Origin of the sequence: Streptomyces rhizoryzae, assembly GCF_023155275.1 — a bacterium.
Classification (GTDB): Bacteria; Actinomycetota; Actinomycetes; order Streptomycetales; family Streptomycetaceae; genus Streptomyces; species Streptomyces rhizoryzae.
Genome location: NZ_JALMUV010000001.1, coordinates 241,611 through 265,747 on the forward strand (window position 1 = coordinate 241,611; position 24,137 = coordinate 265,747).

The following is a 24,137-nucleotide window of genomic DNA, read 5'->3' on the forward strand; positions in this document are numbered from 1 at the left end:
GGCAATGCCGTTGACGCAGAGCCACTCGTTCGGCTCAGCGCGTATCCCGGTGGCGTGACAACCGGTCCACCGGAAGTGGGGTCGGTCGCGGCACGGCCGTGACGGCCCGCGGCGGGCGGGCGCGGGGCGCGGTGACGGGTGCGGACAGCGCGGTGACGGGTGCGGACAGCGCGAGTGCCCGGGCCTGGGGCCCGGGCACTCAACGGCTCATGCAGGGGTCAGCTTGCGTTGGCGAGCGCCTGGGTGAGCGCCGAGGCCGTCGACCGCTCCGAGTCCAGGGCGGCGGCCGAGGCCCCGAGCAGGTTGAACACCACCGCGGCCGCGTTGCTTGTGGTCGCGGTGAGGACATTGGCGGTCACCGCCGAAGGCTGCCCCAGGCAGTCCACCACGGCGGAGAGCAGTGAGGTCGCGGTGGACAGGTTGGCGGTGCGGGCGGCCGAGGTGTTGTTGAGCTGGTCGGCCGAGATGGCGGCGTTGTTGGAGGTCTGCGCGGCCTGGAGGTCGGTCACACAGGCCGAGGCGGCCACCCGGGCGGGGGCGGCCGAGGCGACGGGGGCGGCGCCCAGGACGAGGGCCGTCGCGACGACGGCCGTGCTGGCGGCGATGCGGATGCGGTTCATGGTGGAACTCCCATGCGGAGGTGTCCTCGCCGAGCGGCAAGGCAGGTGGGTACCGGAGGACGCCGGGTCCCTCTCACCGAGGAACTGCGCGGGGAAGTGGGCAACGGCCGCCAGAGGAACGGCTCCTGGGGTGCGAGCGGGCGGGTGTCGGACGCCGACTTCCCGGGACAGGGTGGGCGGCCCGCCGGTTCGGATGGGCCCCAGTTAACCAAGCCAGGCACCCACCGCGTCAAGGAATGGCCCCACTTCACCCGATCGGACCAAGTCGCTTAGGACACAGGGGAGTTGACGTGCGGAACCGTCCTCGTGACACCGTGTCCGCACGCTGCCGCGCAGCCGCCGGGCCCCGGCCGGCCCGCACCGGCTCAGCGCACCATGCGCTCGACCGCGGCCAGCACGCCCCCGGCCCCGTCCTCCGCGCCGATCAGCGCGGAGAGGTGCTGGGCACGCTCGCGGTACCGCGGATCGCCCACGGCCCGCCGCACGGCCTCCGCCAGCCGTTCCGCGGAGAGCCGCCGCAGCGGCACCGCGCCGGGACTGACCCCGAGGGCCGTCAGGCGAGCGGCCCAGAACGGCTGGTCCAGCATCATCGGCACCGGCACCGCCGGCACCCCCGCCCGCAGGCCGGCTCCGGTGGTGCCCGCTCCCGCGTGGTGTATCACCGCCGCCATGTGCGGCAGGAGTTGGGCGTGCGGCACCTCGCCGATCGTCAGCACATCGGCACCCCGGAGCGCCAGCCCGGTCCACCCGGTCTGCACCACCCCGCGCACCCCGGCGAGCCGCAGGGCACGGGCCACCAGCCGGCCGAGGTCCTCGGGGTCGCCGGGCGCCATGCTGCCGAAGCCGACGAAGACCGGCGGCGGACCCGAGCGCAGGAAGTGCGCCAGCCCCGCGTCGGGTGTCCAGTCAGGTTCCGCCGCCGGCCACCAGTACCCCACCACCTCCATGCCCGGCCGCCAGTCGGCGGGCCTGGGCACCACCCTGGGGCTGAAGCCGTGGCACACGGGCGTCGTCGCCCGGCGCAGCGCGACGGCCCGCGCGGTCACGCCCAGCCGCCGCCGCAGGTACCGCGCCGCCGGGGCGAAGACCTGGTCCAGCAATGCCTGGGCACCGTGGCCCGCCGCCCGGTTGCCCAGCGGGCCGAGCGGCGGGACGCGGTGGATGACCGGCGGGAACTCCCGGGTGGGCGCCAGGGGTTGGAGGAAGACCCCCGCACTGGGCAGTCCCGATCCTTCTGCCGCCACCAGAGCCAGCGGCGCCAGGCTGCTGGAGTACAGCAGCGCCTCCGCACCGTCCGCACAGGCATCCACCAAGGCGTCGGCCATCACCGGTCCCAGGTCCCGCACCAGGCGTATCTGCGCGATGCGGGACAGGCCGGGCCGGGCCGTGGCGGGGCGCCCGCCGTGCGGGGCGCCCGCCGCTGTCCCCCGGTCGAGCGGCAGCGGCCGGAAGCCCAGCCCGCACCGGCGGACCAGGCCGGCGAACCGCTCGTGCGTCGCGACCACGACCTCGTGCCCGGCCGCCGACAGCCGCATCCCCAGGCCGGTGTACGGGGCGACGTCCCCGTACGAACCGGCGGAGGCTATGAGCGTGCGCACGGCCACCTCCTCTCGGCCGACCCGTTCCTGTTCCCCCGGCGGTTCCGGCGACCGGAGCCGGCCGGGCGGTTCGCCCCGTCACCGTGGTCCCCGCCGCCGCGCGTGTGGCGCGGCACCGGACGCGCGTCCGGCTGCCCTGTGCGGCCGCTCGACGCCCCTGGCTCAGAGGGCGGGTGGCGGGACGCGGGTACAGGTCAGCGCGGCGCTGGTTCCACCGGGGCGGTGACCGACCGGGTGACCGCAGTCGCCCCGGTGAAGTCGCGCCGGTCACGGTCACCGTGTCCCCACCGGAGGGCGGCCCCTGGTTCGGGCGCACGCCGCTCACCGCGGGCACCGACACGTAGGTGTACGCCAGCCGGTTGCTGGTCCCGCCCGGCGTCGTCACCGTGATCTGCACGGTCCCCGAACCCGCCGGGGCCACCGCCGTGAGCTGGGTGTCGGAGGCCACCGTGAAGGACGGCGCGGGCGGCGGGACGGTCGACAGGGTCGGGGGACTCGACGGGTGCCGGGATGGGCTCACGGGAATCGGCTCCTCTTGTCAGCGGAAGGCCGACGCCCGTACCTGGCCCGGACGGGGGCGGCCTGGTGTCATGGAGAAGAAGAAGGCGCGGGGACCCGCCCCCGGGGGGGGGTGGAGGGGCGGACGGGTCCCCGCGCGGCCCGGCCGGTGGCCGGGCTCAGCAGCCCGGGCGTCAGATACCGGGCCCTGCGGTGTAGGTGAAGGCACCGGCGGCGGTGACGGACCCGCCGGTCGTGGTGACCACGACGTCCGCGGCGCCGGCGGTACCGGGCGGCGTGACGGCCGAAATAGTGGTGTCACTGATGGCATCGAACGGCACCGGGGCCCCGCCGAAGCTGACCGACTGGATCGTGGTCAGGTTGGCACCGGTGATGGTCCCCGCGGTCCCACCGGACGTCGGCCCGGCCGTGGGCGTCAGGGAGGTGATGGTGGGGGCGTCGACGTAGGTGTACGACAACCCGTTGTGGGTGCCTCCCGCGGTGGTCACGCTGACGCCGTCCGGCCCGGGTCCCGTACCGGCCGGCACGGTGACGGTGAGCTCGCGTAGGTGCAGAAGGGAGCCAGCGCCAAGGTGTCCCCGCCGGCCGCGTTCGCCGCGTTGACGGCGGCCACCAGTGCGCTCTCGCTGCACAGCACAGGCACGTGGGCATGGGCGGTGGTCGGCGCGACGACCGGTCCCGCGGTCAGGCAGCACAGCACGGGCACGGAGCGAACAGCACGAGCAGTTGGCATGATGCCCCCAGGCGGTCATGCGAGCCGGTGCTCGCGCCTGGCCAGTGGGACGCACGGGCGGCGGAAGCACGTCCTTCGCCGGGGAATCCTGTGCGGCATCGCCGTCGAACCGGTGCGGGGTGGTGCTCCAAACCGGGAAGCGAACAGGGACCGCCGTCACTTGCTCCCCCGGAGAAGTGGGCGGCTCACCGGATTGGACGCACCCAGTAACCCACCAGGGCGGCAAGCCGGGCAACGCCCCCGAAGCCTTGTCACCCGTATGGCCCCGCGCGAAGGTTGCGCGACCGGGGCCGCCCCTCGGCCGAGGCCGGCCCCACCCCGCGCGCAATCGGGACCATCCCCAACGCATCCGCCGACGCGACCACGTGTCACCGCGTACCGTGGCGCCCTCGCCGGCTCAGGTGGCCCAGTGGTACTGGGCCGGTTCGGCCGCTTCGCCGCCGAGTTCCCGCGCGGCATGCCGTGCGAAATAGGGGTTGCGCAGCAGTTCGCGGCCGATCAGCACGGCGTCCGCCTGGCCGTTCTCGATGACTTTCTCAGCCTGCCGCGCTTCGGTGATCAGGCCGACAGCACCCACGGGAAGTCCGGTTTCGACCCGGACCCGCTCGGCGAACGGCACCTGGTACCCGGGGCCGGTGGGGATACGGGCCTTCGGCGCGTTGCCGCCGGTGGACACGTCCAGCAGGTCCACGCCGTGTTCCGTCAGCTCGCGGGCGAACCGCACGGTGTCGTCGGCCGTCCAGCCCTCGCGCTCGTCCTCAGGGTTCTCCGTCAGCCAGTCGGTCGCGGAAATCCGGAAGAAGACGGGGAGTTCCTCGGGCCACACGGCTCGCACCGCGTCCACGACCTCCAGTGCGAAACGCGTCCGGTTCTCGTAGGAGCCACCGTAGGCGTCGGTGCGGTGGTTGGTGTGGGGGGACAGGAATTCACCGATCAGGTAGCCGTGGGCGCCGTGCACCTCGACCACCTCGAATCCGGCCTCCCGAGCCCGTCGGGCCGCGGCGGCGAAGTCCTGAACCACCCGCTGGATTCCCTCCACCGTCAGTTCGTCCGGGGTCAGGTGCCCGTCATCGAACGGCAGCGGGCTGGGCGCGACCGGCTGCCAGCCGTACTGCTCACCGGGCGGGACCGGACGGCCGCGGCCCACCCAGGGGCGCTCGGTGGACGCCTTGCGGCCGGCGTGCGCCAGCTGCACACCGGGCACCGTGCCCTGCTCCTTGAGGAAGGAGGTGATCCGGCGGAACCCCGCAACCTGGGTGTCGTTCCACAGCCCGAGGTCGTAGGGGCTGATCCGGCCCTCGGGGCTGACCGCGGTGGCTTCGGTGAGGATCAGGCCCGTACCGCCGGCAGCCCGTGCGCCGTAGTGGGCGAGGTGCCAGTCCCCCGGGACGCCGGCCTCCGCTCCGGACGCCTCAGCACTGTATTGGCACATGGGGGCCATCCACACCCGGTTGGGGATGACCAACGACCGAAGCCGAAACGGCTCGAAGAGGGCGCTCACAAAGGACTCCGTTCACCTGGGCAGCCGGCTCGGCCGCGCCTTGTACGATGCACACCGTACTACGAAGCCTTTCGAAATACGACACCCTTCGTACAAGGCCGCCATCCAGGGACCCGTGGGCGGCCGGATCGCCTCTACGCCACCCCCTTCAGCGTGACGGCCCATCAGGCAAGTCGGCGAGGGGTCAGCGTGCGGCCGAGCGGACCTGGTCACCGCTGACCGGTCCGACGCATCGGCCCGGTCCCGAACAAACCTGCCTGACGTGCGGCGATGCGGGTGGTGACGAGGACGCCGGCGGCGGCGCCCCGGAAGGCGGAATCGCGGCGCGGCCCGGCTACCAGGTGCGGTGCTGCCCGGCACGCCGCGCGCGGGCTCGGCGCCGCCGTGCACCTGCCGCCGTACCACCGCGCCGTCTGACCTGCGCGGACACCGCCGCGGGACGCCGTTGTCAGTGGCCGGGTGCACACTGACGACAGCTGAGACAACGGCGTCTTGGAGGTGTTCCGGCATGACAGACGTACTCCTCGCGGTGGGCACCCGCAAAGGACTGTTCCTCGCCCGCCGGCGGCGCGGCGCATGGCAGTTGAGCGCCCCGCACTTCCCCGCTCAAGCGGTCTACTCCCTCGCGATCGACACCCGCGGGGACCGGCCGCGGCTGCTGGCCGGAGCCGACAGCGCGCACTGGGGGCCTTCCGTCTTCCACTCCGACGACCTCGGTGAGACCTGGCAGGAGCCGGCCCGCCCGGCGATCAGATATCCGCAGGACACCGGGGCGTCGCTGGAGCGGGTGTGGCAGCTGCACCCGGCGGGCCCGGCCGCGCCCGAGGTGGTCTACGCGGGCACCGAGCCGGGCGGCCTGTTCCGCTCCGAGGACCGCGGGGAGACCTTCCAGCTGGTCCGGCCGCTGTGGGAGCACCCGAGCCGGGAGCGATGGGTGCCGGGCGGGGGCGGTCTGGCGGTCCACACCGTCGTCACCGATCCGCGGGACGCGGCCGCGGTCACCGTCGCGGTCTCCGCGGCCGGGGTGTTCCGCACCCGCGACGGCGGCGCCGCCTGGGAGCCGTCCAACACCGGCGTCAAGGCGGTCTTCCTGCCCGACCAGCACCCGGAGTTCGGCCAGTGCGTCCACAAGGTCGCGCGGGATCCGGTCGACCCCGACCGCCTCTACCTCCAGAACCACTGGGGCGTCTACCGCAGCGACGACGGCGGCGCGCGGTGGACGGACATCGGCGGCGGCCTGCCCTCGGACTTCGGCTTCGCGGTCGCCGCGCACCCCCGGAGAGGCGGTGTCGCCTACCTCTTCCCGATCACCGCCGATATCGACCGGGTGCCGGCCGGGCACCGCTGCCGGGTCTTCCGCACCTGCGACGCGGGCGCCGGCTGGGAGCCGCTGAGCGCCGGCCTGCCCCAGGAGGACCACTACGGCACGGTGCTGCGGGACGCCCTCACCGTGGACGACGCCGACCCCGCGGGGGTGTATTTCGGCAACCGCAACGGCGAGCTCTACGCCAGCGCCGACGACGGCGACAGCTGGCGGCAACTCGCCTCCCACCTGCCGGACGTGCTGTGCGTGCGGGCGGCGGTGGTGGCATGAGGCGCCGGTGGCCGGGAGTTGAAGGGCAGCCGGGATCGGCCAGTAGGGTGACCCCGTGGCTGCACGACCTCTCCATGACATCGTCGAACCAGGCTGGGCCAAGGCACTTGAGCCGGTCGCCGGGCAGATCGCCGCGATGGGCGACTTCCTGCGCGCCGAGATCGCCGCGGGCCGGACCTATCTCCCGGCCGGCAGCAATGTGCTGCGCGCCTTCCAGCAACCCTTCGATGAGGTACGGGTCCTCATCGTCGGCCAGGACCCCTACCCCACCCCGGGGCACGCGGTCGGACTGAGCTTCTCCGTGGCGCCGGACGTCCGCCCGCTGCCCGGAAGCCTGGAGAACATCTTCCGGGAGATGCACTCCGACCTCGGACTGCCCCGGCCGTCCAACGGCGACCTCACCCCGTGGACCCGCCAGGGCGTGCTGCTGCTGAACCGCGCGCTGACCACGGCCCCGCGCAAGCCCGCCGCCCACCGCGGCAAGGGCTGGGAGCAGGTCACCGAGCAGGCCATCCGGGCCCTGGTGACGCGCGGCGGGCCGCTGGTGGCGGTGCTGTGGGGCCGCGACGCGCGCAACCTCCGCCCGCTGCTGGGGGACCTGCCGGCCGTCGAGTCCGCCCACCCCTCCCCCATGTCCGCCGACCGCGGCTTCTTCGGCTCCCGCCCGTTCAGCCGCGTCAACGACCTGCTCGTCCGGCAGGGCGCCCAGCCGGTGGACTGGCGCCTGCCCTGACCCCGGCTCCCCGCCGGTGCCGGGCGATAGTGTGCCGGGCATGACGAATGCGAACATCCCTGCGGGCTGGTACGCCGACCCGCAGGGCACCCCCCACCAGCTCCGCTGGTGGGACGGCTCCCAGTGGACCGCGCACACCCACCCGGGCCGGCAGGCGCAGCCCCAGGAGCAGGCCGCCCACTCCGCGCCGCAGCCCGCGCACCGGTCCGCCCAGCAGTCCGCGTCCGAGCAGGCGCAGCCGTATCAGCAGGCTCAGCCGGCCCAGCACGCCCAGTCGGCCCAGCAGCCGCAGATGGCGCAGATGCCGCCGCAGTCCGCGCCGCAGCCGTACGCGCCGCAGCAGCCCGACCCGGCCCAGGCCCCCTACGGCCAGCAGGGCGGCTACCCGCAGCCGATGCCGGGCCAGGGGCAGCCGGGGCAGCCGGTCCCGTATTCCGCCGAGGCGCACCACCAGGCACAGCAGCAGGCCGGGGCCCAGCACCAGGTGCAGCAGCAGGCCGGGGTGGCGCCCGCCGGGCCGGGCGGCGGTTCGCTGTTCACCGAGCCGGTGCTGGTGGTCAACCAGAAGGCCAAGCTCATCGAGGTGAGCAACGAGTACGCGGTCTACGACCAGCACGGCACCACCCTCGGCTCGGTCGTCGAGATCGGCCAGAGCGCCGCGAAGAAGGTGCTCCGGGTGGTCTCCAGCCTGGACCAGTACATGACCCACAAGCTGGAGATCCGGGACGCCTACGGGCAGCCGCAGCTGGTGCTGACCCGGCCCGCGAAGCTGATCAAGTCCAAGGTGCTGGTGGCCCGTCCGGACGGGCAGCCGGTCGGCGAGATCATCCAGCAGAACGCCATCGGGAAGATCAACTTTGCGATGATGGCCGGCGGCCGGCAGCTCGGCGCCATCAAGGCGGAGAACTGGCGGGCCTGGAACTTCGCGATCGTCGACCACACCGACGCCGAGATCGCCCGGATCACCAAGACCTGGGAGGGCCTGGCCAAGACGATGTTCACCACCGCCGACAACTACGTCCTCCAGATCCACCGGCAGCTGCCCGACCCGCTGCTGAGCCTGGTCGTCGCCACCGCGCTGACCGTCGACACCGCCCTCAAGCAGGACGCCCGCGGCCTTGGCTGAGCCGGGGAGCACCGCGGGCGGGGGCCCGGCCGGGGGCCACGTCCTGGGGGTGGATTCGGGCGGATCGGGCCTGCGGATCGCGGTGGTCCGGGCCGGCGCCGACGGCCCGGTGGGCCCGGCGGCCACCCACGTCTCGCGCGAACCGGTCCGCACCGGTCCGGCCGGGATCGACGCGGACCATCTGCTGAGCCAACTCCTGCCAGCCGCCGAGGAGTTGAAGCGCCGCACGGGCGCCGCCGGGTTCACCGCGGTCTGCGTCGGGGCGGCCGGTATGGGGACCCTCGGCGACGGGCTGCGCGCCCGGCTGCCCGCGGCCCTCGCCTCCGCCTTCGGGGTGCGGCAGCTCGCGCTCGCCGCGGACGCGGTGACCGCGTACGCCGGGGCGCTCGGGCAGCGGCCGGGCGCCGTGGTCGCGGCGGGCACCGGCCTGGTGGCGCTGGGCACCGACCTGACACCGGCGGGCGGCTGGCGCCGGTCCGACGGCTGGGGGCACCTGCTGGGCGACTGCGGCGGCGGTGCGTGGATCGGCCGGGCCGGGCTGGAGGCGGCGCTGCGTGCGCACGACGGGCGGCCCGGCGGGTCGCGGGCCCTGCTGACGCGCGCCGAGGCCGTGTTCGGGCCGGTGGCAGCCCTGCCCGGCGCGCTCTACCCGCGGTCCGACCGGCCCGCCGTCCTGGCGTCGTTCGCGCCGGAGGTCGCGCGGTGCGCCGCCGGGGACCCGGTGGCCGCCGGGATCCTGGCCGAGGCCGCGCGCCACATCGCCGACACCGCGGCGGCGGCCTGCCCGCCGGTCCCCGGCGCCGCGCTCGCCCTCACCGGCGGCCTGCTCAACCTGGGCGAGCCGCTGCTCACCCCGCTCCGCGCGGCCCTGGCCGCCCGGCTCCCCGGGGCCCGCCCGGCCGAGGCCGCCACGAGCCCGCTCGACGGGGCGCTGGCGATCGCCGCGGCACTGGCCGGGGACCGGCTGGCGCTGCCGGTCGACGGGAAGTTGTTGCAGATCACAGGGCATGTGACGGCCCGGCCACCCCGACGCGCGGGATAAAACGGGACGGATACCGCTCGACGGAACCCTCCCTCGGCGGACGGGCGCGCCGAGGCGTTAGCATGCGGCGCCATGAGTTCCCCCACTGGGCCCGCACCTGGCTCGCCCCGTATTGACGCCGACGCCCCCGGCCTGCCGGTACGCACGCCGCGCAGCCGGCCGTCCGGCCGCCACCGCAAGCCGGAGCCGCTCGCCGCTCCCGAGGGCGCACCCGCCCTGGTGCTGGCCGTGCCCGGCACCCCCGCCCCCGCCGCGCGCAGCCTGGCGGAGGAGGTCTCCAGCATCGCCCGCTCCGAACTGCCCGGCCTGGACGCCCGGATCGGGTACGTGGACGGCGGGGACGACGAGTTCCCGTCCCTGGAGGCGGTGCTGACGCAGGCCGCCGCCGAGCAGCGGGCCACCGCGGAGGCGGCCGGCCGGCCGGACCACGGCCCCGCCGCGGTCGTCGTCCCGCTGCTGGCCGGTCCGGACAGCGCGCTGCTGCGCCGGATACGCCAGGCCATCATGAACAGCGGCTCCGGGGCGGAACTGACCGACGTCCTGGGCCCGCACCCGCTGCTCGCCGAGGCGCTGCACGTGCGGCTGTCCGAGGCCGGGCTGGCCCGCGCCGACCGGGCCCGGCTGTTCACCGTCGCGACCGCCGCGGACGGCATCATCCTGGCGACCGTCGGCGGCGAGGAGGCGGTGCAGGCCGCCGGGATCACCGGCATGCTGCTCTCCGCCCGGCTGGCCGTGCCGGTCCTGGCCGCCGGCCTGGACGAGGAGGGCGCGATCGCCCGCACCGCCGAGCAGCTGCGCGCGGCCGGTTCCCAGCAGCTGGCGCTGGCCCCGTACCTGATCGGCCCGGAACTCGCCGACGGCCTGCTGGGGGCGGCCGCGGAGGAGGCGGGCTGCGCGTCGGCCGAGGCACTGGGCGCGTACGGCGCGGTGGGCCGGCTGGTGCTGTCCAACTACGCGGCGGCGATGGGGATCGCCCTGCCGGGCCAGGGCCTGGGGGCGGCCGTCCGGTAACCCCGCGCCTCAGCCGCACGGCACCGGCCACACCATCCCGGCGCCGCACCCGTTCACCGAGGGCCGCCCCGCACACCGACACGCGGGGCGGCCTTCCGCGCTGTCGGGGGGTGGTGCGCTTGGGGGTGGTGCGCTTGGGGGCGGCGCGCAGTCGTCGCCCAGCGAGGCCGCGCCGACCGCCCACAACCGGGGGCACCGCGCTGGCCCCCGAAGAGCCGGCCGCCGCGTCCCCCGACGCTGCCCGGGGGTGCCATCGCGCCCGCCGTCGCACCTCCACGCAGGCCCTCACCACCCCTCTGAGCGGCGCAGATGCCCTTCTGGCAGCCGGGGGGACGGCGGGAGGCGGAGGAGTCGGGGCGAGCGCCCGTCGGCCCTGTACGGGCATTCTGCGGCCGCCGTGCGGGGCTGGCCGGCTACCCGCCGGCCCGATGCTGTCGCCGCGGGCCGCCCGTCGCTCCCGTTCCCCACCCCACCGGGCACCCGGGCCCGCCGCCCGGCCCGTCAGGCGAAGACCACACAGGAGGCGGCGGGGGCGGCGACCGAGCCGCCGCGTACCGGTACGCCGCTCTCCGGATCGACGGTGAACCAGGTGACGTCGCCGGAGCGCTCGTTGGCGGCGTACAGGTGGCGCCCGCCGGGGTGCAGTGCGAGGTCGCGGGGCCAGTGGCCGCCGCAGGGCACCGTGGCGACGAGGGCGGCGGTGCCGGCCCCGGCGCCCAGGGAGAGCACCGCGATGCGGTCCTCGCCCCGGATCGCGACCCAGGCGAACCGGCCGTCCGGGGAGAGCACCGCTGCGGAGGGGTAGGCCGGGCCGCCGGGCGCGGTGCCCTCGGGGAGCAGGGAGGTCTCCCCCAGGGGCGTCAGGGTGCCCCGGTCTCCGTCCCAGCGGCACAGCGTCACCGTCGGGGTGAGCTCGTTGACCACCCAGGCCAGGCCGCCGCCCGGGTGGAACGTGAGGTGGCGGGGGCCGCTGCCGGGGCGCAGCCGGGTCTCCCCGTGCACCGTCAGCGCGCCGCTCGCGGGGTCGAGGTCGCAGATCCGGACCGAGTCGGTACCCAGGTCAACGCTGAGCAGCCGGCGCCCGCCCGGGTCGGGCAGGACGGCGTGGGCGTGCGGGCCCTCCTGCCGGTCGGCGTTCGGGCCGCTGCCCTCGTGGGCCAGGACCCGCGCCGGGCCGCCCAGGGTGCCGTCGGCGCGGAGCGGGAGCGTACTGACGTCCCCCGAGCCGTAGTTGGCGGTGACCAGGTGGCCGGCGGCCAGGGTGAGGTGGGTGGGCCCGGCCCCGTCCACCGGGACGGCGGAACCGAGCGGAACGGGCCCGTCCGGAGTGAGCGAGAAGGCGGCGGCCGCGCCGTCCGGCGTCTCGCTGACCGCGTAGAGGTACCGGCCGCCGGGGTCCGGCGCCAGGTAGGACGGGTTGGCGACCGCGTCCGTGGTGTGCAGCGGCGTCAGCGCCCCGGTAACGGGGTCGACCGCCGCGGTGGTGATCCCGGCCCCGCCCGCCGTGGTGAACGAGCCGATGTACGCCCGCACCGCGCCCCCGCGCGCTCCCCCGGCGTCCCGCCCCTCCTTGCCATCCGTCCCCGCTGCTTCTGCGCTCGCCACCACTCGCCACCTCTTCCTCGTCCGTCGTTCACCAGCTCTGCCGGTGCCCGGCCCCACCTCGCGCTGTTCGGCGCACTCGCGCGGGCTGTCGTCTTCATGGCGTACGGACGCCCGTGGCAGGGGCGTATCGGCGCCACAGGCACCGGCGGGCGCTCCGCCCCTCTCCGGTAACCGCCTGGGCGGGGCCGCCCCCTGCGCCGCCGCCCCGGCTTCCCGTCGGTCCGACCGCCCGCCGTGACAGACCGCCGGACCGCCGCGGGTCATCGTAGGCCGCCCAGCCCGCCGGGGACCGGGGACGGGCGGTGCCGCCCCGGCGATGCTCGCCCCATGGCCGGGGGCGCCCCACCGGCCCCGGCCGGAAAGTGTCCGTGTTGCGCGGGCGCGTGCCGTTCGGCAGGGGGCGGAGGCGTGGCGGGTGCGGGTCAGGCGCCCAGGGGGAGGCGGTCGGTTCTGCCGAGCGGGACCGCGAGGGCGAGCAGAGCCTGTTCCAGGGCGTGCAGGTGGGCCAGAACGGGGCCGCCGTCGGGGGCGTGGGCCTCCGCCGCGGCCCCGGTTTCCTCGCGGCGGGCGTCCAGCGGGGCGTCGGTGAGGGCCTCGACCGCGGCCTCCACGCGCCGGCAGGCCGCGACGAGCCGGGCATCGTGCGACGCCTCCGGGTCGGCGGCGACGGAGGCCAGTGCGCGGACCTCGCGCGCGCAGTCGTCGAGCAGCGCCAGCACCTGCCGGGCCCGCCGCTTGCGCGCCCGGAGCGGACTGAGCGGATGCACCAGCGGGACGAGCGAGAGCCGCACCCCGCCGAGGATCGCCTCCAGCTCGGCGACGCGCGGCGCCGGGTCGGCCTCCGGGGCCCCCGCGAGCCGGGCGGCGGCCTCCGCGGTGCACGCGTGCACACACCGCAGGGCCCGCGCGACCCGCGCGTCGGTGACCGCGTGCGTGGTCACCGGCAGCACCAGCAGCACCGCCGGTACGGCCCCCAGGGCGCCGATGGCCGTCTCGCCCACCCGCAGGGCGAGCAGGGCCGGGTCGAGCACGCCCAGCAGCCCGTACAGCATGCTCGCCAGCACGGTGACGGCGAGCATCATCCAGGTGTAGGAGACGGCGGCGGTGTAGAAGATGCCGAAGACGCTCAGCGCGACGAGGACGGCGGTGGCCACCGGCGCCCCGTGGACGGGGACCGCGACGGCGAGGCCGAGGACCACCCCGAGCACCGTCCCCAGGAAGCGCCGGAAGCCGCGGACCAGGGTCTCGCCCCGGGAGGTGGTGTTCACGAACACCCACCAGGCGGCGCCGACGGCCCAGTACCACCGCTGGTCGGACAGCGCCTGCCCGATGCCGAGCGCGAGGGCGGCCGCCACGGTCGCCTGCACGGCCTGCCGCGTGGTGATCCGCGCGAGCCCGGTGCCGCCGGACGGCGCGGGCGCCGGAGCAGGCGCCGGCAGCCGGCGCTCGTAGCACCACAGGCCGAAGCGCACCGCCGACGCCACCGCGAGCGAGAGCAGCACCGCCGCGGACAGCTCGGGGAGCTGGGCGGGGACGGTGTGCAGGAACTGCGCGGCGAAGAAGGACATGAAGGCGAACACGCCCAGCGCGTGCCCGCGCGGACCCCACCGCCGGGCGTACACGCCGGCCCCGACCACCGCGAGGAAGGCCAGGTCGCGGGCGAGCGGCAGCCCGTGCAGCGCGGCCGCGAGCGCCAGTACCGGGAGCCCGGCGACGGGCAGCAGCGCGGTCGTCACGGCCTGGCCGCGCACCGTCGGGTCGGTCACCGTGAACAGGGCGAGCAGCGCGGCCAGGCCACCGGCGACCGCGGCGGTCAGCGCGTGCCCGGCCGCCCCGCAGAGTGCCACCGCGAGCCCGATCCCGACCACGCCCCGGGCCGCGAACCGCAGCCGCACCCGCCCGGGATCCGGTGCCACGAACGCCCTCTTCAGCAAGTTGCCCCGCCCCTTCCGCACCCAGGTGCACCGCGACATGAGAAAGGCGCCGCGGGGGAACCGCAGCGCCATCGACCTCTCTATCTCAGCACCTGCACAGCCGATGGCTCAACAGAGGCTTGAAGTGCTGTGCCAATGGTTCAGTTCGTCGGCACTCCCGGCCGCCATTCGAGGGCCAATGGACCACCGGTCGGCGGGTCGGCGGCCGGGGGCTGCGTCCGGGGCCCGTCAGGCCGCGGCGGTCACGGCCGCATCAGGGCGTCGCGGACCGGGTTGCCGTGGGCCTCGTCGGAGGGGTAGACGTCCTCGGCCTGGTCGACCAGCCACCGGCCGCCCTGCCGGACCAGGCGCAGGGCCTTCTTGGTGGTCGTGGTGCCGCTGGGCCAGGTCACGGTGTACTGGACGCCGATGCCGATACCGGCCGGGTGTTCCCCGATGGCGGGCACCGGGACCTCGCCGGCGGCCGTGACGGGTCCGGTCTCGGCCCGGTCGGGCCCGCTCGTGGAGGGCTTCGGCCTGGGCGGGACGATGGAGCCGTCCGCCCGCCGCAGGGGCGGTTCGCTGCTCTCGCTGGGCGACGGGGTGGCGGACGGGGTGCTCTCGGTGTTGTCGGCGACGCACGCCTGGACCGAGCCGTGGCGGTACCGGTCGGTGCGCATCCGGCACGCGTGCTGCCAGTCCTGGCCGTTCACGGCTTTCTGGTAGGTGCGGGCGAACGCCTCCGCCGACACCTGGGTGCCGGACCCCTGGGTGCCGGACTGCTTGCCGGCTCCGTCCGGCCGGCCGGCGTCCCCGGCGCCCGACGAGCAGCCCGCCAGGCCCACCGCCGCGACCGCGACCGCGAGCGGGCCCACGACCGCCCTGACGACGCGCTTGGTTCCGATCATCCCATCCCCTCCCCGTTCACCGGTGACCCCGGTGACCCCGGTGACCCCGACAATTCCCGGCCGTGCCACGGTAGTTCGGCACTGTTTCCGCGGTCGTCGTTCCGTGGTGGTTCCGCGGTAGCCCTCCGGCCTGGCGGCCGGCCGGTGATCAATGGCTGCTCGATCCTAGGTGCAGCGCCGCGTTCCTCTGGAGGGAGGGCCGCTGTTCCTGGAAGGACGGCCGGTCGCCCCAGGGAGGACGGCCGGTCGCCCCCGGAGGGCAGTCCGGTACCCCTCACCCCGCAGCCCCGTCCCCGCCCAAGGCCAGTCGTTCCCGAGGGGGAAGGCCAGCCGTCCCCAGAGGAAGGACCGGTCTTCCCCAGAGGGAGGCCCGCGACGGGCCGGCCCGAGGGCCCGCGGCCGGGCTTCACATGGGCAGGGACCGGAGCCGGGCCGTGCCCGGGGGCCAGGCGGCGCCCTCCTGGAGCGGCGTCCACAGGGAGTGCAGCGGCATGCGTACCGAACCGGTGGGCTGTTCGACCCAGACGTCCCCGGGGACCTCCCGCCAGCCGAGCCGGGCGTAGCGGGCGACCAGCGGCGGGCGGCAGAACAGCAGGGCGTGCCGCGGGCCCATGGTGCGGGCGTGGGCCAGGGCGGCCTCGACCGCCCGGCGGGCCAGGCCGCGGCCGCGCAGGTCGGGGGCCACGGCCACGCCGCCGACGCCGATCACCTCGGTCTCGGCGCCCCCGAGGGCGACCGGGACGCGGCGCAGACCGGCATGGGCCACCAGGCGGCCGTCGAGGCGGATACCGAAGTGCTCCTCCTTGGGCAGCCAGGTCAGGCCCGTGGCGCTGACGCCGAAGGGGTCGGGGCCGTCGCCGAGGATCCCGGCCAGATGGGACGGGGTGAAGGCGTCGAGGCGGACGGCTGGCGGGGGTCCGGGGTTCGCGGTCATCCCCGCATGATGATCCACCGGGCGGCCGGCGGACAGCCCGGGGGCACGCCCGCCGGGCCGGGCTCAACCGAACTGGGCGACGTACTCCGCGAAGGGCGGAATGCCCACCTCGGCGCGGCGCTCGTCCATCCGCTCCGGGTCCCGGCAGGGCCACGGGACGGGGGCGCCGTCCCGGACGCCGGCGATCTGGGTGCCGTAGATCTGCTCGCGGCCCTCGTTGACCAGGGTGCGGTCCTGGAGGAAGGCCAGTTCGCGGCGGCCGGCCAGACCGTCGGCGACGGCGCGCTCCATCAGGCGCAGCGCCCGGCGCTGGACGTCGAGTTGGCGGTCGGCGTGCTGGGCGATCAGCCAGGCGGCGCGGGCCGCGTCCGCGCCGAAGCGGTCCGCGGTCGGCCAGCCGTGGGCGTCGATGATCCCGGTGAGCCGGTCGGCGTGCCGGGCGGTCAGCCGGCGCCAGGCCAACTGCTCGGCGAAGTCGGCGCTGTTGGCGTGCGGGGCGGCGTGGTGGTCCTCGGCGGCCATGGCGGCCAGTTCGGAGGCGACCGCGGCGAGGTGTTCGGCGGGGCCGGCGGGGGGCTGCTGCGGGGCGTGCGTCATCCGTGCTCCAGAGGTGGCGGGCGACCCGGGTGCCGGGTCGGTCGGTCAGTCGGTCGGTCAGTCGGTCGGTCGGTCGGTCGGTCGGTCGGTCGGTCAACGCTAAAGGCGCGAATCGCCGCAAAAGATCGTTCTTGGGTACGGTGACGGGAGGGGTTCCGCGCGGGGATAATGGATCTGTATCCGGAAGGGTCACGGGCTCTTTCCGGGCTCGTTGCGGGCCCTTTTCGACCTCCGTCCCCGGCCCGCCCCTGAGGTGGCGGCCGGCCGTGCGCGGTCGTGCCGGATCGTTCCGGGCCGCCGCCGGTGAGCCGTTGACCGCAAGGAGGGCCTGCGCCCATGGCCGTGGACGCGCTGGACGCGAAGATCCTCGGGTTGCTGCTGGAGCAGCCGCGGACGAGCGTGCGGGAGTACGCCCGGGTGCTCGGTGTCGCCCGCGGGACGGTGCAGGCCCGGCTGGACCGGCTGGAGCGGGACGGGGTGATCACCGCCTACGGGCCCCGGCTCTCGCCCGCCGCGCTGGGCCATCCGGTGCTGGCGTTCGTGCACATCGAGGTGACGCAGGGTCATCTGGAGGAGGTGGCCGGGGCGCTGGCGGAGGTGCCGCAGATCCTTGAGGCGTTCTCCACGACCGGCGGCGGCGATCTGCTGGCGCGGGTGGCGGCCCGGGACGCGGCGCACCTGGAGGACGTGATCCAGCGGCTGGTCAGTCTGCCGGGGGTGGTGCGGACGCGGACGGAGGTGGCGCTGCGGGAGCGGGTGCCGCACCGGATGCTGCCCCTGGTCGAGACGGTCGGCGGCGGGCCCGCCGGTGCCGCGGGCGGCTGAGCGCACGTAGCGCACGTTCGGCAGGCGGGGCGGGCCGGGGCCGGCGGGGCCCCGTCCGCGGCCGGGGCCGGCCTCCGCGGCGCGGGCCGGCCCCGGTGGTGCGTCAGAGCAGGCCGAGCGACTTGCACTCGGCGGCGACGGCCGGGACGCAGAGCAGGTCGGTACGGACCGCTCCGTCGCGGACGACGGTGTCCTTGAGGTTGTCCTTGGTGACCAGGGTGGCCTTGAAGAGCTTGGCGGGGACCCGGGCCCCGCCCGCACCGGCGGCGGTGGTCGGCGTGAGCGAGGCGGTGCTCTGCCCGCGCAGGAGCCGGTAGGCGATCTCCGCGGCGGTCTCCGCCTCCGGCCGGACCTCCTTGTAAACAGTGAACGCCTGGGTGCCGTCCAACAGCCGCTGCAAAGCCGGGAGTTCGGCGTCCTGGCCGCCCAGCGGAATATTCTTCAAGCCGGCCGACTTCAGCGCCTCGGCGATACCGCCGGCCATCCCGTCATTCGCCGAGTAGACCGCGTTGAAGCCTTGCGGGCCGCGGGAGTTGATGACCTCGCCCATGTCCTTCTTGGCGGTGGCCTCGGACCATTCGGGGATGTCTTTCTCGTAGACGATTTTGTGCACCTTGCCGTCGAGGACGGCGTGCGCGCCCTTCTTGAACGAGGGGGCGTTCGGGTCGTCCGGGGAACCGTTGAACATGACGACGTCGGCGGTGGCCGCGCGGGAGCCGAGCGCCTGGAGAATTCCCTCGCCCTGGAGCCGCCCGATCTTCTCGTTGTCGTAGGAGACATACGCCTTGACGTCGCCCTCGGCGAGCCGGTCGTAGGCGATGACCTGGACGCCCTGACGTGCGGCGGAGTCCACCCAGGTCTTCGCCGCCCGGGCGTCGACCGGGTCCAGGACGATCACCTTGACGCCCTTGTCCACCATCGCCTCGAACTGGGTCCGCTGGGTCTCGACGCTGGAGCCGGCGTTGCCGTAGTCGACTTTGCAGGCGAGGCAGAGCGCGGCGATTCTCCGGGAAATGATGCGGTGATCGAATTTCTCGTAGCGCGCGGATTTGTTCTCGGGCAGGAGGAGGCCGATGGTGTCCTTCCCCTCCGGTGCCGCCTGATGATCATTTCCGCAGGCCGCCAGCGGAGCGGCGAGGGAAAGCGTCAGTGCGCTGATGAGGACGCGGCGACGTATTGTTGCATTCGTCACATGCCGCGCGTCCATTGCCTTCATCGGCCTCATGAAATGTACCTCCACACGGGGCCGCCCTGACTCGGCCCAGAATGGCTGAGTGAACGTCACCGGGGCCCGGAACGTCAAGAAACGAAGTCATAACGAGAGGAATCCTTGAACGTGTGTTGAGTTTCCGAAGGCGGGCACGTGCTACCGGCCCGCCGCGGCGCCCGTACGCCAGGTGATCTCCGCCCCGTTACGGGGCATGGTGCGAGCCATGAGCACGGTGTGGCAGCAGACCCCCCTCTCCGCCGAGGGACGGATGGGCCCCGCGGACCAGCATCCGGGCCGCCGCGACCCGGACTACCGGCGGCGCCGGGACGCGCTGGCGGCCCGCGCCGCCGGCCACCGGGTGGGGACGCCCTACCCGGACGTCGACTACACCGAGGACGAACACCGCACGTGGCGCACGGTGCGCACCGCCCTCGTCCCCGCGCACCGGGCGCACGCCTGCCGGGAGGTGCGCGACGCCGCCGCGGACGCGGACCTGCCCGCCGAGCGGATCCCGCAGCACGCCGAGGTCACGCCCGGTCTGCGGACGCGCACCGGGTTCGCGCTCACCCTGGCCGGCGGGGTGGTGCCCAACGAGCGGTTCCTCGGGTCGATGGAGCACGGCTACTTCCACGCGGTGCAGTTCGTACGCCATCCGGCCGTACCGCTCTACACCCCCGAACCGGACGTGCTGCACGACGTGTTCGGGCACGGCATCCACCTGTCCTCGCCGCGCATCGCGGCGCTGTACCGGACCATCGGCCGGGCCGCGAACCGGGTCCGGACCGATGAGGCACTGGACATTCTCAGCCGTATCTACTGGTTCACCCTGGAATACGGACTGGTCACCGAATCCGGTGCACCCCGGGCTTTCGGGGCGGCACTGCTCTCCTCCTCCGGAGAGATCGCCGCGTACGGGAACCGGGTAGTCCGCGCACTCGATCTGCCGGCCTCGGCCGCCACGCCGTACCGGATTTCCGGCTATCAGCCCGTTTTGTTCGCCGCACGCTCCTTTTCCCACCTTGAGGACGTACTCGGCGCGTTCTGCGAGGAATTCGACGACGACACCGGCGCGCGGCTGGGAATCCCCCGGCTCTCCCGCGACCGGGGATAGCCCCGGGCCGCGTCATTCCCCGACCCGCACCAGTGCCAGGGTGATGTTGTCGGGGGCACCCGCCTCCAGCGCCGCCCGCCACAGCTCGAAGGCGGCCCGCGCGCCGTCGTGTGCGCGCAGCACCGCGCCGATCTCCGCCTCGGTGACCGGGTCGGTCAGCCCGTCCGTGCAGACGACGTACCGGCGGCCCTCGGTGAGCGGCACGGTCCGGACGTGCGGGGTGACCGCGCTGAACCGGGCCGCCCCGCCGATCGCCTGGGTCACCAGCGACGTGGTGCGCTGCCCGGCGGCAAGCGGCGGGCTGTCGTCCGTGCTCACCCGGCGCAGCCCGTCCTCGCCGGCCTCCAGCACCCGGCTGTCACCGACGTTGAAGACCAGGAGCCGCCCGTCCAGGACGACGGCGCCGGCGACGGTGGTGCCCATCGCGGTCAGCGAGCGGTTGCGTTCGGCCGCCGCGTAGACCGCGCGGTTGCACCGGACCAGCGCCGCCCGGACGGCCTCCTCGCTGTCCAGTGCCGGTCCGAGCGCCGCCAGGTGCGCGACGGTCAGCGCACTGGCCACCTCGCCGCCCGGCTGCCCGCCGATCCCGTCGGCGACCGCGACCACCAGCGGGCTGCCCAGCGGGAAGACCAGGGTCTGGGGGTTCTCGGTCACCGTGCCGCACAGCGTCCAGGGGCCCGCCACCAGGCTGTCCTCGTTGTTCTCGCGGACCAGTCCGGGGTGGCTGAGCGCCGTCACCGTGATGTAGTGCACCGCTGTGTCCATCGCCGTCGCTCCCTCGCGTCCGCCCCGCCGGGTCCGTCACGGCCCGTCCGCCCTCGGGCGCCGGGGTGTCATCCGGTCCCCGTCCGGCCGCTCAGCGTGTGCCGCTGCATCAGCCGGGAGATGTCGTTGCCGGTGATGATCCCCACCAGCTGCCCGGCGTCCACGACCAGGATCCGCATCCCGGTCCGCAGCGTCAGGCGGTCCATGGCCTCGGTCAGCAGCTCCTCCGGTGCGGCCACCGCGCACTGGGACAGCGGGGTCGCCACGTCCCGGACCCGCAGGTCCGCGCGCTGCGCCGGCGGTACGGCGGCGAGCCTGCGGAGCTGGACGACGCCGCTCGGCCGGCCCTCGAAGTCCAGCAGCGGGACGGTGGAGTGCCGGGTGGTCACCGCCACCTCGTCGATGAAGCGCTGGACGGTCAGCCAGTCCGCGCCGGTCACCACGGGCGCCGACATGGCGTCGCCCGCCGTCACCCCGCGCAGCGCGGTCTGGAGCGCCGCGCGCCGCCGCTCGGAACCGGCGACGACCACGATGAACAGCCCGATGAACGCCAGCCACAGCCCGCCCGCGGCGCCGCGCAGCAGCATCAGCCAGCCGACGGCCACCAGGACCGCGCCCATCACCTGCCCGCCGCGGGACGCCGCCAGGTCGGCGCGGTCGCGGTCGCCGGTGCGCCACCACAGGAGCGCCTGCACCACCCGGCCCCCGTCGAGCGGCACCGCGGGCAGCAGGTTGAACACGCCCAGGAACACATTGGCCCAACCCAGCCACACCAGCACCACCGCGGGCACCGCGGCCGTCGCCAGCAGGCCCAGCCCGAACCCGGCGCCCAGGGCGACGCCGCCGATCAGCAGGCTGGCCAGCGGGCCGCTGACGGCCACCGCGAACGCCGCGGCGGCGGTCCGCGGGCGCCCCATCCGCGTCATCCCGCCCAGCGCCCACAGGGTCACGTCCTCGACGGAGATCTGCTTGCGCCGGGCGATCGCGGCGTGCGCCGTCTCGTGCAGCAGCAGGCTGCCGAGGAGCAGGGCCGCGCCGACGACCCCGGCCAAGGCGTAGACGAGGGCGGAGCGCCCGGGGGCGATGACGGGCAGCGTCTGGCGCCCGAGGCCGTACGCGAACAGCACCACCAGCAGGGGCACGCTCCAATGCATGCGCAGCGGCACCCCGACCACATGTCCGATCCGGACCGAGCCGTTCATCGGCGTCTCCCGCCGGCCCGGGCACGGGATCCTGCGGGCGGGGCCTCGCGCCCCGCACTCCGCGGACCGCCCGGCGCGGCACTCACCCCCATTGTCGCTCGGGCCTCCCGCCCGCCGGACCGCGTGCGCCAGCGGTAGCGGCCCGCCGGTGCGGCTCTAACCTGGAAGTGCGGGCGCCGGGCGGGCGGCCGCCGGTGCGCGTCGCGTACCGCAACCGCGGGGCGCACCGCCACGGAGTCCCCCGCGGTCCGGCGCCGCGGGTACGGGAGGCGAGGGCCATGGGGCGCAGCCATCACTTCCACCTCGACCAGGGCGGCCACTCGATCACCGTCAATATCGGTCCCGGCCGGGACGGCGAGATCGAACTCCTGGTCAACGGCAAGGTCGTCGCGTACCAGAAGGCGCACGGCACCGGCCAGAACCTCCTCACCGGCGAACTCCCCGACGACCCGGCCCGGACCTTCCGGGTACGCGTCCGCGAACCACGGCTCGTGCCCACCGCGCCCCGCTGCACGCTGGAGCTGGACGGGGTGGAACGCCCCATGCCCGAACGCCACGTCGTCTGACGCCGGCCGCTACGCCTTGGTGCCCTGCGCCTCGACCAGTTCCTTGAACCGCTGGAGGTCGGTGCGGACGCCCCGCTCGATCGCCACCGCCTGCGCGAACCCCTGCGGGCCGCCGAAGAGTTCCCGGATCGCGCCCGGGTCGTACTCGAAGCGGGCCTGGAGCCGGGTGTGCTCCCCGTCGATGGGCAGCAGCGAGCACGTCCCCGCCAGATCGGGGCCGCTCATCGTCTGCCACGTCATCACGTTCTCCCGCTCCCGGTCGACGATCTCGATCTCGAATCCCTCCTCCTGGCCGGCCGCTTCCACGTCCAGATGCGCCCGCCGGCCTTCCGAGCGGGCGCCCCGGACACCGTTGAGGAACCGTGGATACGTTTCCGCGCGATGCAGGCAGTCCCAGGCGGTCCCGACCGGAACGCTGAGGTCGATGTGTTCTTCCAGAGTGCTCATAGGACACCTCACAGCTCTGTGCCATGACCCCGCTGACCCTTCCAGGGTCCAACGCCGGACCACCGGAAGCGACCGGAGCAACCCTGGAGCGCACTGCGCCGGTCGCCCGCCCCTCCCCTGCGCCGCCTACGCCGCCGCGTCCGGTTCGCACGGGGCGAGCGCGAGGATCGCGACGTCGTCGTGGAGGACGCGGGTGTGGCGGGGCAGGTCGGCGTTGAGGAAATCGATGACCTCGGCCGGCCCCGGCGCGGGCCGCCCCGCGAAGCGCCGGCCGAGCCGCTCCAGCAGCGGGTAGAACGCGCCGGTGTGGTCCCGGGCCTCGATCAGGCCGTCCGTGCAGAGCAGCAGGACGTCCCCGCAGCGGAAGCGGTGGGTGTAGGAGACCGGGCGCTCGGCGGCCAGTCCGCCCAGGCCCAGGGGCAGCGCGGGCGGTCCGGTCAGTGCGGTCACCTCCCCTCCGGAGATCAGCACCGGCTCGATGTGCCCGTGGTTGATGATCGTCACCTGCTCGGCGCGGGCGTCGTACTCGACCAGTGCGGCGGTCACGAACAGTTCGTCGTCGGGGATCTCGGCGGCTTCCCGGGCCAGCCGCCGTTCCATCCGGGCAGCGACCGACAGCAGGTCCCCGGGGTCGTAGGCCGCCTCGCGGAAGCTGCCGAGGATGTCGGCGACCGTACGGACCGCCTGGAGGCCCTTGCCCCGCACGTCCCCGATGATGGCCCGCTCCCCGGCCGGGGTGGCCCGGATGTCGTAGAGGTCCCCGCCCACCATCGTGCCGACCTCGCCGGAGCGGTAGAGGCCCGCCGCCTGGACCCTGCCGACCCGGTGCGGCACCGGCCGGAGCAGGGTCCGCATCAGGGCCTCGGCCACCGAGTGGGCGCGCACCAGATGCCGCTGCTGCCGCCGGCGGTACCCGGCCAGCGCGACGCCGAGCATCCCGACGACCGTGGTGGAGATATAGGCCGCGACATGGTGGTTCTCCCATAACTGATGGATGTTGGTGCCGGTGCAGCACGGCGTGCCGGCGAGCACGCCCTCCAGGACGACGGCGAAGACGGTGACCAGGGCGACGCCGACCGGGCCGTGGGTGAAGGCGGCGAGCACCGGGACGGCGATCAGCAGGGAGCTCACCGCCCACTGGGTGGGGGTCACGAACTCCAGCAGCAGGACGAACACCACGTAGAGCGCCGGCAGCCAGCGCATCCAGGCGGGGACGGTGGGTGCCTCGAAGCCGTTGCTGTCCACGAGGCCGGAGAGCCGCTGGGCGGTCCGGCCGGGGCCGGCGGCCACCCTCACGGCGGTGGCTCCCGCCGCGTCACCGGGACCGGACAGGCCAACGCCGTCACCCCTGTCTTCCGTACCACCGCTCAACGTCCCACTCACCGGCCTGTCCGGACGGGCTCCCGCCACGGCCGCTGCCGCGACCGTGCTCCGGGCCCACAGCCTGACGGCCCCGGGCAGCCAACCCGATGATTACGCCGTCGGCGGCATGTCACGGCGGGGCGCGGCCGGGCCCCGGCGGTGCCGTGCGCACGGGCGCGGGTGGACTGGGCCGGGAGGAGGCAGGCACCGGGCGG

22 protein-coding genes are annotated in these 24,137 nt (G+C 74.9%); 8 read left to right on the forward strand and 14 right to left on the reverse strand.

Going from position 1 to position 24,137, the window contains the following annotated elements; all coding sequences use genetic code 11:
- Nucleotides 1-218 precede the first annotated feature (218 nt).
- The 4 genes from MUU72_RS01155 to MUU72_RS01170 form a co-directional block, all read right to left on the reverse strand.
- Entirely contained in the window at nucleotides 219-620 is a 402-nt protein-coding gene (locus tag MUU72_RS01155) for a hypothetical protein (RefSeq protein ID WP_248011155.1), read from the reverse strand.
- 365 nt (nucleotides 621-985) lie between these two features.
- Nucleotides 986-2,218: a glycosyltransferase gene (locus MUU72_RS01160; RefSeq protein ID WP_248011156.1), complete on the reverse strand. Its 1,233-nt coding sequence runs from the start codon at nucleotides 2,216-2,218 to the stop codon at nucleotides 986-988.
- Between the two features lie 692 nt (nucleotides 2,219-2,910).
- Nucleotides 2,911-3,225, reverse strand: a complete 315-nt coding sequence (locus MUU72_RS35540; protein ID WP_248011157.1) for an IPT/TIG domain-containing protein — start codon at nucleotides 3,223-3,225, stop codon at nucleotides 2,911-2,913.
- Nucleotides 3,226-3,867: 642 nt separating this feature from the next.
- A complete protein-coding gene (locus MUU72_RS01170) occupies nucleotides 3,868-4,971 on the reverse strand; it encodes an NADH:flavin oxidoreductase/NADH oxidase (RefSeq protein WP_248011158.1) in 1,104 nt (367 codons plus the stop codon).
- Between the two features lie 508 nt (nucleotides 4,972-5,479).
- Here MUU72_RS01170 and MUU72_RS01175 point away from each other — a divergent pair.
- From MUU72_RS01175 to MUU72_RS01195, 5 genes are all read left to right on the forward strand, one after another.
- Nucleotides 5,480-6,565, forward strand: coding sequence for a WD40/YVTN/BNR-like repeat-containing protein (locus MUU72_RS01175; RefSeq protein ID WP_248011159.1), 1,086 nt, complete (start codon nucleotides 5,480-5,482; stop codon nucleotides 6,563-6,565).
- A 55-nt stretch (nucleotides 6,566-6,620) separates the two neighbouring features.
- A complete protein-coding gene (locus MUU72_RS01180; protein ID WP_248011160.1) occupies nucleotides 6,621-7,298 on the forward strand; it encodes a uracil-DNA glycosylase in 678 nt (225 codons plus the stop codon).
- 40 nt (nucleotides 7,299-7,338) lie between these two features.
- On the forward strand, nucleotides 7,339-8,424 hold the full coding sequence (locus MUU72_RS01185; RefSeq protein WP_248011161.1) for an LURP-one-related family protein: 1,086 nt from the start codon (nucleotides 7,339-7,341) through the stop codon (nucleotides 8,422-8,424).
- The gene (locus tag MUU72_RS01190; protein WP_248011162.1) at nucleotides 8,417-9,466 is read left to right on the forward strand and encodes an N-acetylglucosamine kinase; all 1,050 of its coding nucleotides are present in this window, start codon (nucleotides 8,417-8,419) and stop codon (nucleotides 9,464-9,466) included. Before MUU72_RS01185 ends, MUU72_RS01190 begins: the two co-directional genes overlap by 8 nt.
- A 72-nt stretch (nucleotides 9,467-9,538) precedes the next feature.
- Nucleotides 9,539-10,477 carry a sirohydrochlorin chelatase gene (locus tag MUU72_RS01195; protein ID WP_248011163.1) on the forward strand — a complete coding sequence of 313 codons (939 nt, stop codon included), beginning with the start codon at nucleotides 9,539-9,541 and terminating at the stop codon, nucleotides 10,475-10,477.
- 501 nt (nucleotides 10,478-10,978) lie between these two features.
- Here the strand turns inward: MUU72_RS01195 and MUU72_RS01200 are convergent.
- From MUU72_RS01200 to MUU72_RS01220, 5 genes are all read right to left on the reverse strand, one after another.
- Complete coding sequence (locus tag MUU72_RS01200; protein WP_248011288.1) at nucleotides 10,979-12,010, reverse strand: lactonase family protein; 1,032 nt, start codon at nucleotides 12,008-12,010, stop codon at nucleotides 10,979-10,981.
- Between the two features lie 494 nt (nucleotides 12,011-12,504).
- On the reverse strand, nucleotides 12,505-14,016 hold the full coding sequence (locus MUU72_RS01205) for an FUSC family protein (RefSeq protein ID WP_248011164.1): 1,512 nt from the start codon (nucleotides 14,014-14,016) through the stop codon (nucleotides 12,505-12,507).
- Between the two features lie 242 nt (nucleotides 14,017-14,258).
- Entirely contained in the window at nucleotides 14,259-14,903 is a 645-nt protein-coding gene (locus tag MUU72_RS01210; protein WP_248011165.1) for a hypothetical protein, read from the reverse strand.
- A gap of 406 nt (nucleotides 14,904-15,309) precedes the next feature.
- Nucleotides 15,310-15,837 (reverse strand): GNAT family N-acetyltransferase, encoded by a 528-nt coding sequence (locus tag MUU72_RS01215; protein WP_248011166.1) that lies wholly within the window; start codon nucleotides 15,835-15,837, stop codon nucleotides 15,310-15,312.
- A 63-nt stretch (nucleotides 15,838-15,900) separates the two neighbouring features.
- A complete protein-coding gene (locus tag MUU72_RS01220) occupies nucleotides 15,901-16,434 on the reverse strand; it encodes a DUF6624 domain-containing protein (RefSeq protein WP_248011167.1) in 534 nt (177 codons plus the stop codon).
- Between the two features lie 336 nt (nucleotides 16,435-16,770).
- Here MUU72_RS01220 and MUU72_RS01225 point away from each other — a divergent pair, with 336 nt between their 5' ends.
- A complete protein-coding gene (locus tag MUU72_RS01225) occupies nucleotides 16,771-17,259 on the forward strand; it encodes an Lrp/AsnC family transcriptional regulator (RefSeq protein ID WP_248011168.1) in 489 nt (162 codons plus the stop codon).
- 103 nt (nucleotides 17,260-17,362) lie between these two features.
- On the opposite strand, the gene MUU72_RS01230 is transcribed toward MUU72_RS01225, so the two are convergent.
- A complete protein-coding gene (locus MUU72_RS01230; protein ID WP_372502933.1) occupies nucleotides 17,363-18,466 on the reverse strand; it encodes a sugar ABC transporter substrate-binding protein in 1,104 nt (367 codons plus the stop codon).
- Between the two features lie 226 nt (nucleotides 18,467-18,692).
- On the opposite strand from MUU72_RS01230, the gene MUU72_RS01235 reads away from it, so the two are divergent.
- Entirely contained in the window at nucleotides 18,693-19,580 is an 888-nt protein-coding gene (locus tag MUU72_RS01235; protein WP_248011170.1) for a phenylalanine 4-monooxygenase, read from the forward strand.
- A gap of 12 nt (nucleotides 19,581-19,592) precedes the next feature.
- On the opposite strand, the gene MUU72_RS01240 is transcribed toward MUU72_RS01235, so the two are convergent.
- Complete coding sequence (locus MUU72_RS01240) at nucleotides 19,593-20,345, reverse strand: PP2C family protein-serine/threonine phosphatase (RefSeq protein ID WP_248011171.1); 753 nt, start codon at nucleotides 20,343-20,345, stop codon at nucleotides 19,593-19,595.
- Between the two features lie 68 nt (nucleotides 20,346-20,413).
- A complete protein-coding gene (locus tag MUU72_RS01245) occupies nucleotides 20,414-21,547 on the reverse strand; it encodes a site-2 protease family protein (RefSeq protein WP_248011172.1) in 1,134 nt (377 codons plus the stop codon).
- A 278-nt stretch (nucleotides 21,548-21,825) separates the two neighbouring features.
- Here MUU72_RS01245 and MUU72_RS01250 point away from each other — a divergent pair, with 278 nt between their 5' ends.
- The gene (locus tag MUU72_RS01250) at nucleotides 21,826-22,113 is read left to right on the forward strand and encodes a hypothetical protein (RefSeq protein ID WP_248011173.1); all 288 of its coding nucleotides are present in this window, start codon (nucleotides 21,826-21,828) and stop codon (nucleotides 22,111-22,113) included.
- Between the two features lie 9 nt (nucleotides 22,114-22,122).
- Here MUU72_RS01250 and MUU72_RS01255 read toward each other — a convergent pair whose 3' ends face one another.
- Together MUU72_RS01255 and MUU72_RS01260 are read right to left on the reverse strand one after the other, a co-directional pair.
- On the reverse strand, nucleotides 22,123-22,560 hold the full coding sequence (locus MUU72_RS01255; protein WP_248011174.1) for an SRPBCC family protein: 438 nt from the start codon (nucleotides 22,558-22,560) through the stop codon (nucleotides 22,123-22,125).
- A 126-nt stretch (nucleotides 22,561-22,686) separates the two neighbouring features.
- Nucleotides 22,687-23,856 (reverse strand): PP2C family protein-serine/threonine phosphatase, encoded by a 1,170-nt coding sequence (locus MUU72_RS01260; protein ID WP_248011175.1) that lies wholly within the window; start codon nucleotides 23,854-23,856, stop codon nucleotides 22,687-22,689.
- Nucleotides 23,857-24,137: the final 281 nt, after the last annotated feature.

What these genes read in the sequence shown, in the direction of transcription:
- MUU72_RS01155 (WP_248011155.1), bottom strand. Translation starts at nt 620, where the DNA reads ATGAACCGCATCCGCATCGCCGCCAGCACGGCCGTCGTCGCGACGGCC.
- MUU72_RS01175 (WP_248011159.1), top strand. Translation starts at nt 5,480, where the DNA reads ATGACAGACGTACTCCTCGCGGTGGGCACCCGCAAAGGACTGTTCCTC.
- MUU72_RS01185 (WP_248011161.1), top strand. Translation starts at nt 7,339, where the DNA reads ATGACGAATGCGAACATCCCTGCGGGCTGGTACGCCGACCCGCAGGGC.
- MUU72_RS01195 (WP_248011163.1), top strand. Translation starts at nt 9,539, where the DNA reads ATGAGTTCCCCCACTGGGCCCGCACCTGGCTCGCCCCGTATTGACGCC.
- MUU72_RS01210 (WP_248011165.1), bottom strand. Translation starts at nt 14,903, where the DNA reads ATGATCGGAACCAAGCGCGTCGTCAGGGCGGTCGTGGGCCCGCTCGCG.
- MUU72_RS01215 (WP_248011166.1), bottom strand. Translation starts at nt 15,837, where the DNA reads ATGACCGCGAACCCCGGACCCCCGCCAGCCGTCCGCCTCGACGCCTTC.
- MUU72_RS01220 (WP_248011167.1), bottom strand. Translation starts at nt 16,434, where the DNA reads ATGACGCACGCCCCGCAGCAGCCCCCCGCCGGCCCCGCCGAACACCTC.
- MUU72_RS01225 (WP_248011168.1), top strand. Translation starts at nt 16,771, where the DNA reads ATGGCCGTGGACGCGCTGGACGCGAAGATCCTCGGGTTGCTGCTGGAG.
- MUU72_RS01230 (WP_372502933.1), bottom strand. Translation starts at nt 18,466, where the DNA reads ATGGACGCGCGGCATGTGACGAATGCAACAATACGTCGCCGCGTCCTC.
- MUU72_RS01235 (WP_248011170.1), top strand. Translation starts at nt 18,693, where the DNA reads ATGAGCACGGTGTGGCAGCAGACCCCCCTCTCCGCCGAGGGACGGATG.
- MUU72_RS01240 (WP_248011171.1), bottom strand. Translation starts at nt 20,345, where the DNA reads ATGGACACAGCGGTGCACTACATCACGGTGACGGCGCTCAGCCACCCC.
- MUU72_RS01245 (WP_248011172.1), bottom strand. Translation starts at nt 21,547, where the DNA reads ATGAACGGCTCGGTCCGGATCGGACATGTGGTCGGGGTGCCGCTGCGC.
- MUU72_RS01250 (WP_248011173.1), top strand. Translation starts at nt 21,826, where the DNA reads ATGGGGCGCAGCCATCACTTCCACCTCGACCAGGGCGGCCACTCGATC.
- MUU72_RS01255 (WP_248011174.1), bottom strand. Translation starts at nt 22,560, where the DNA reads ATGAGCACTCTGGAAGAACACATCGACCTCAGCGTTCCGGTCGGGACC.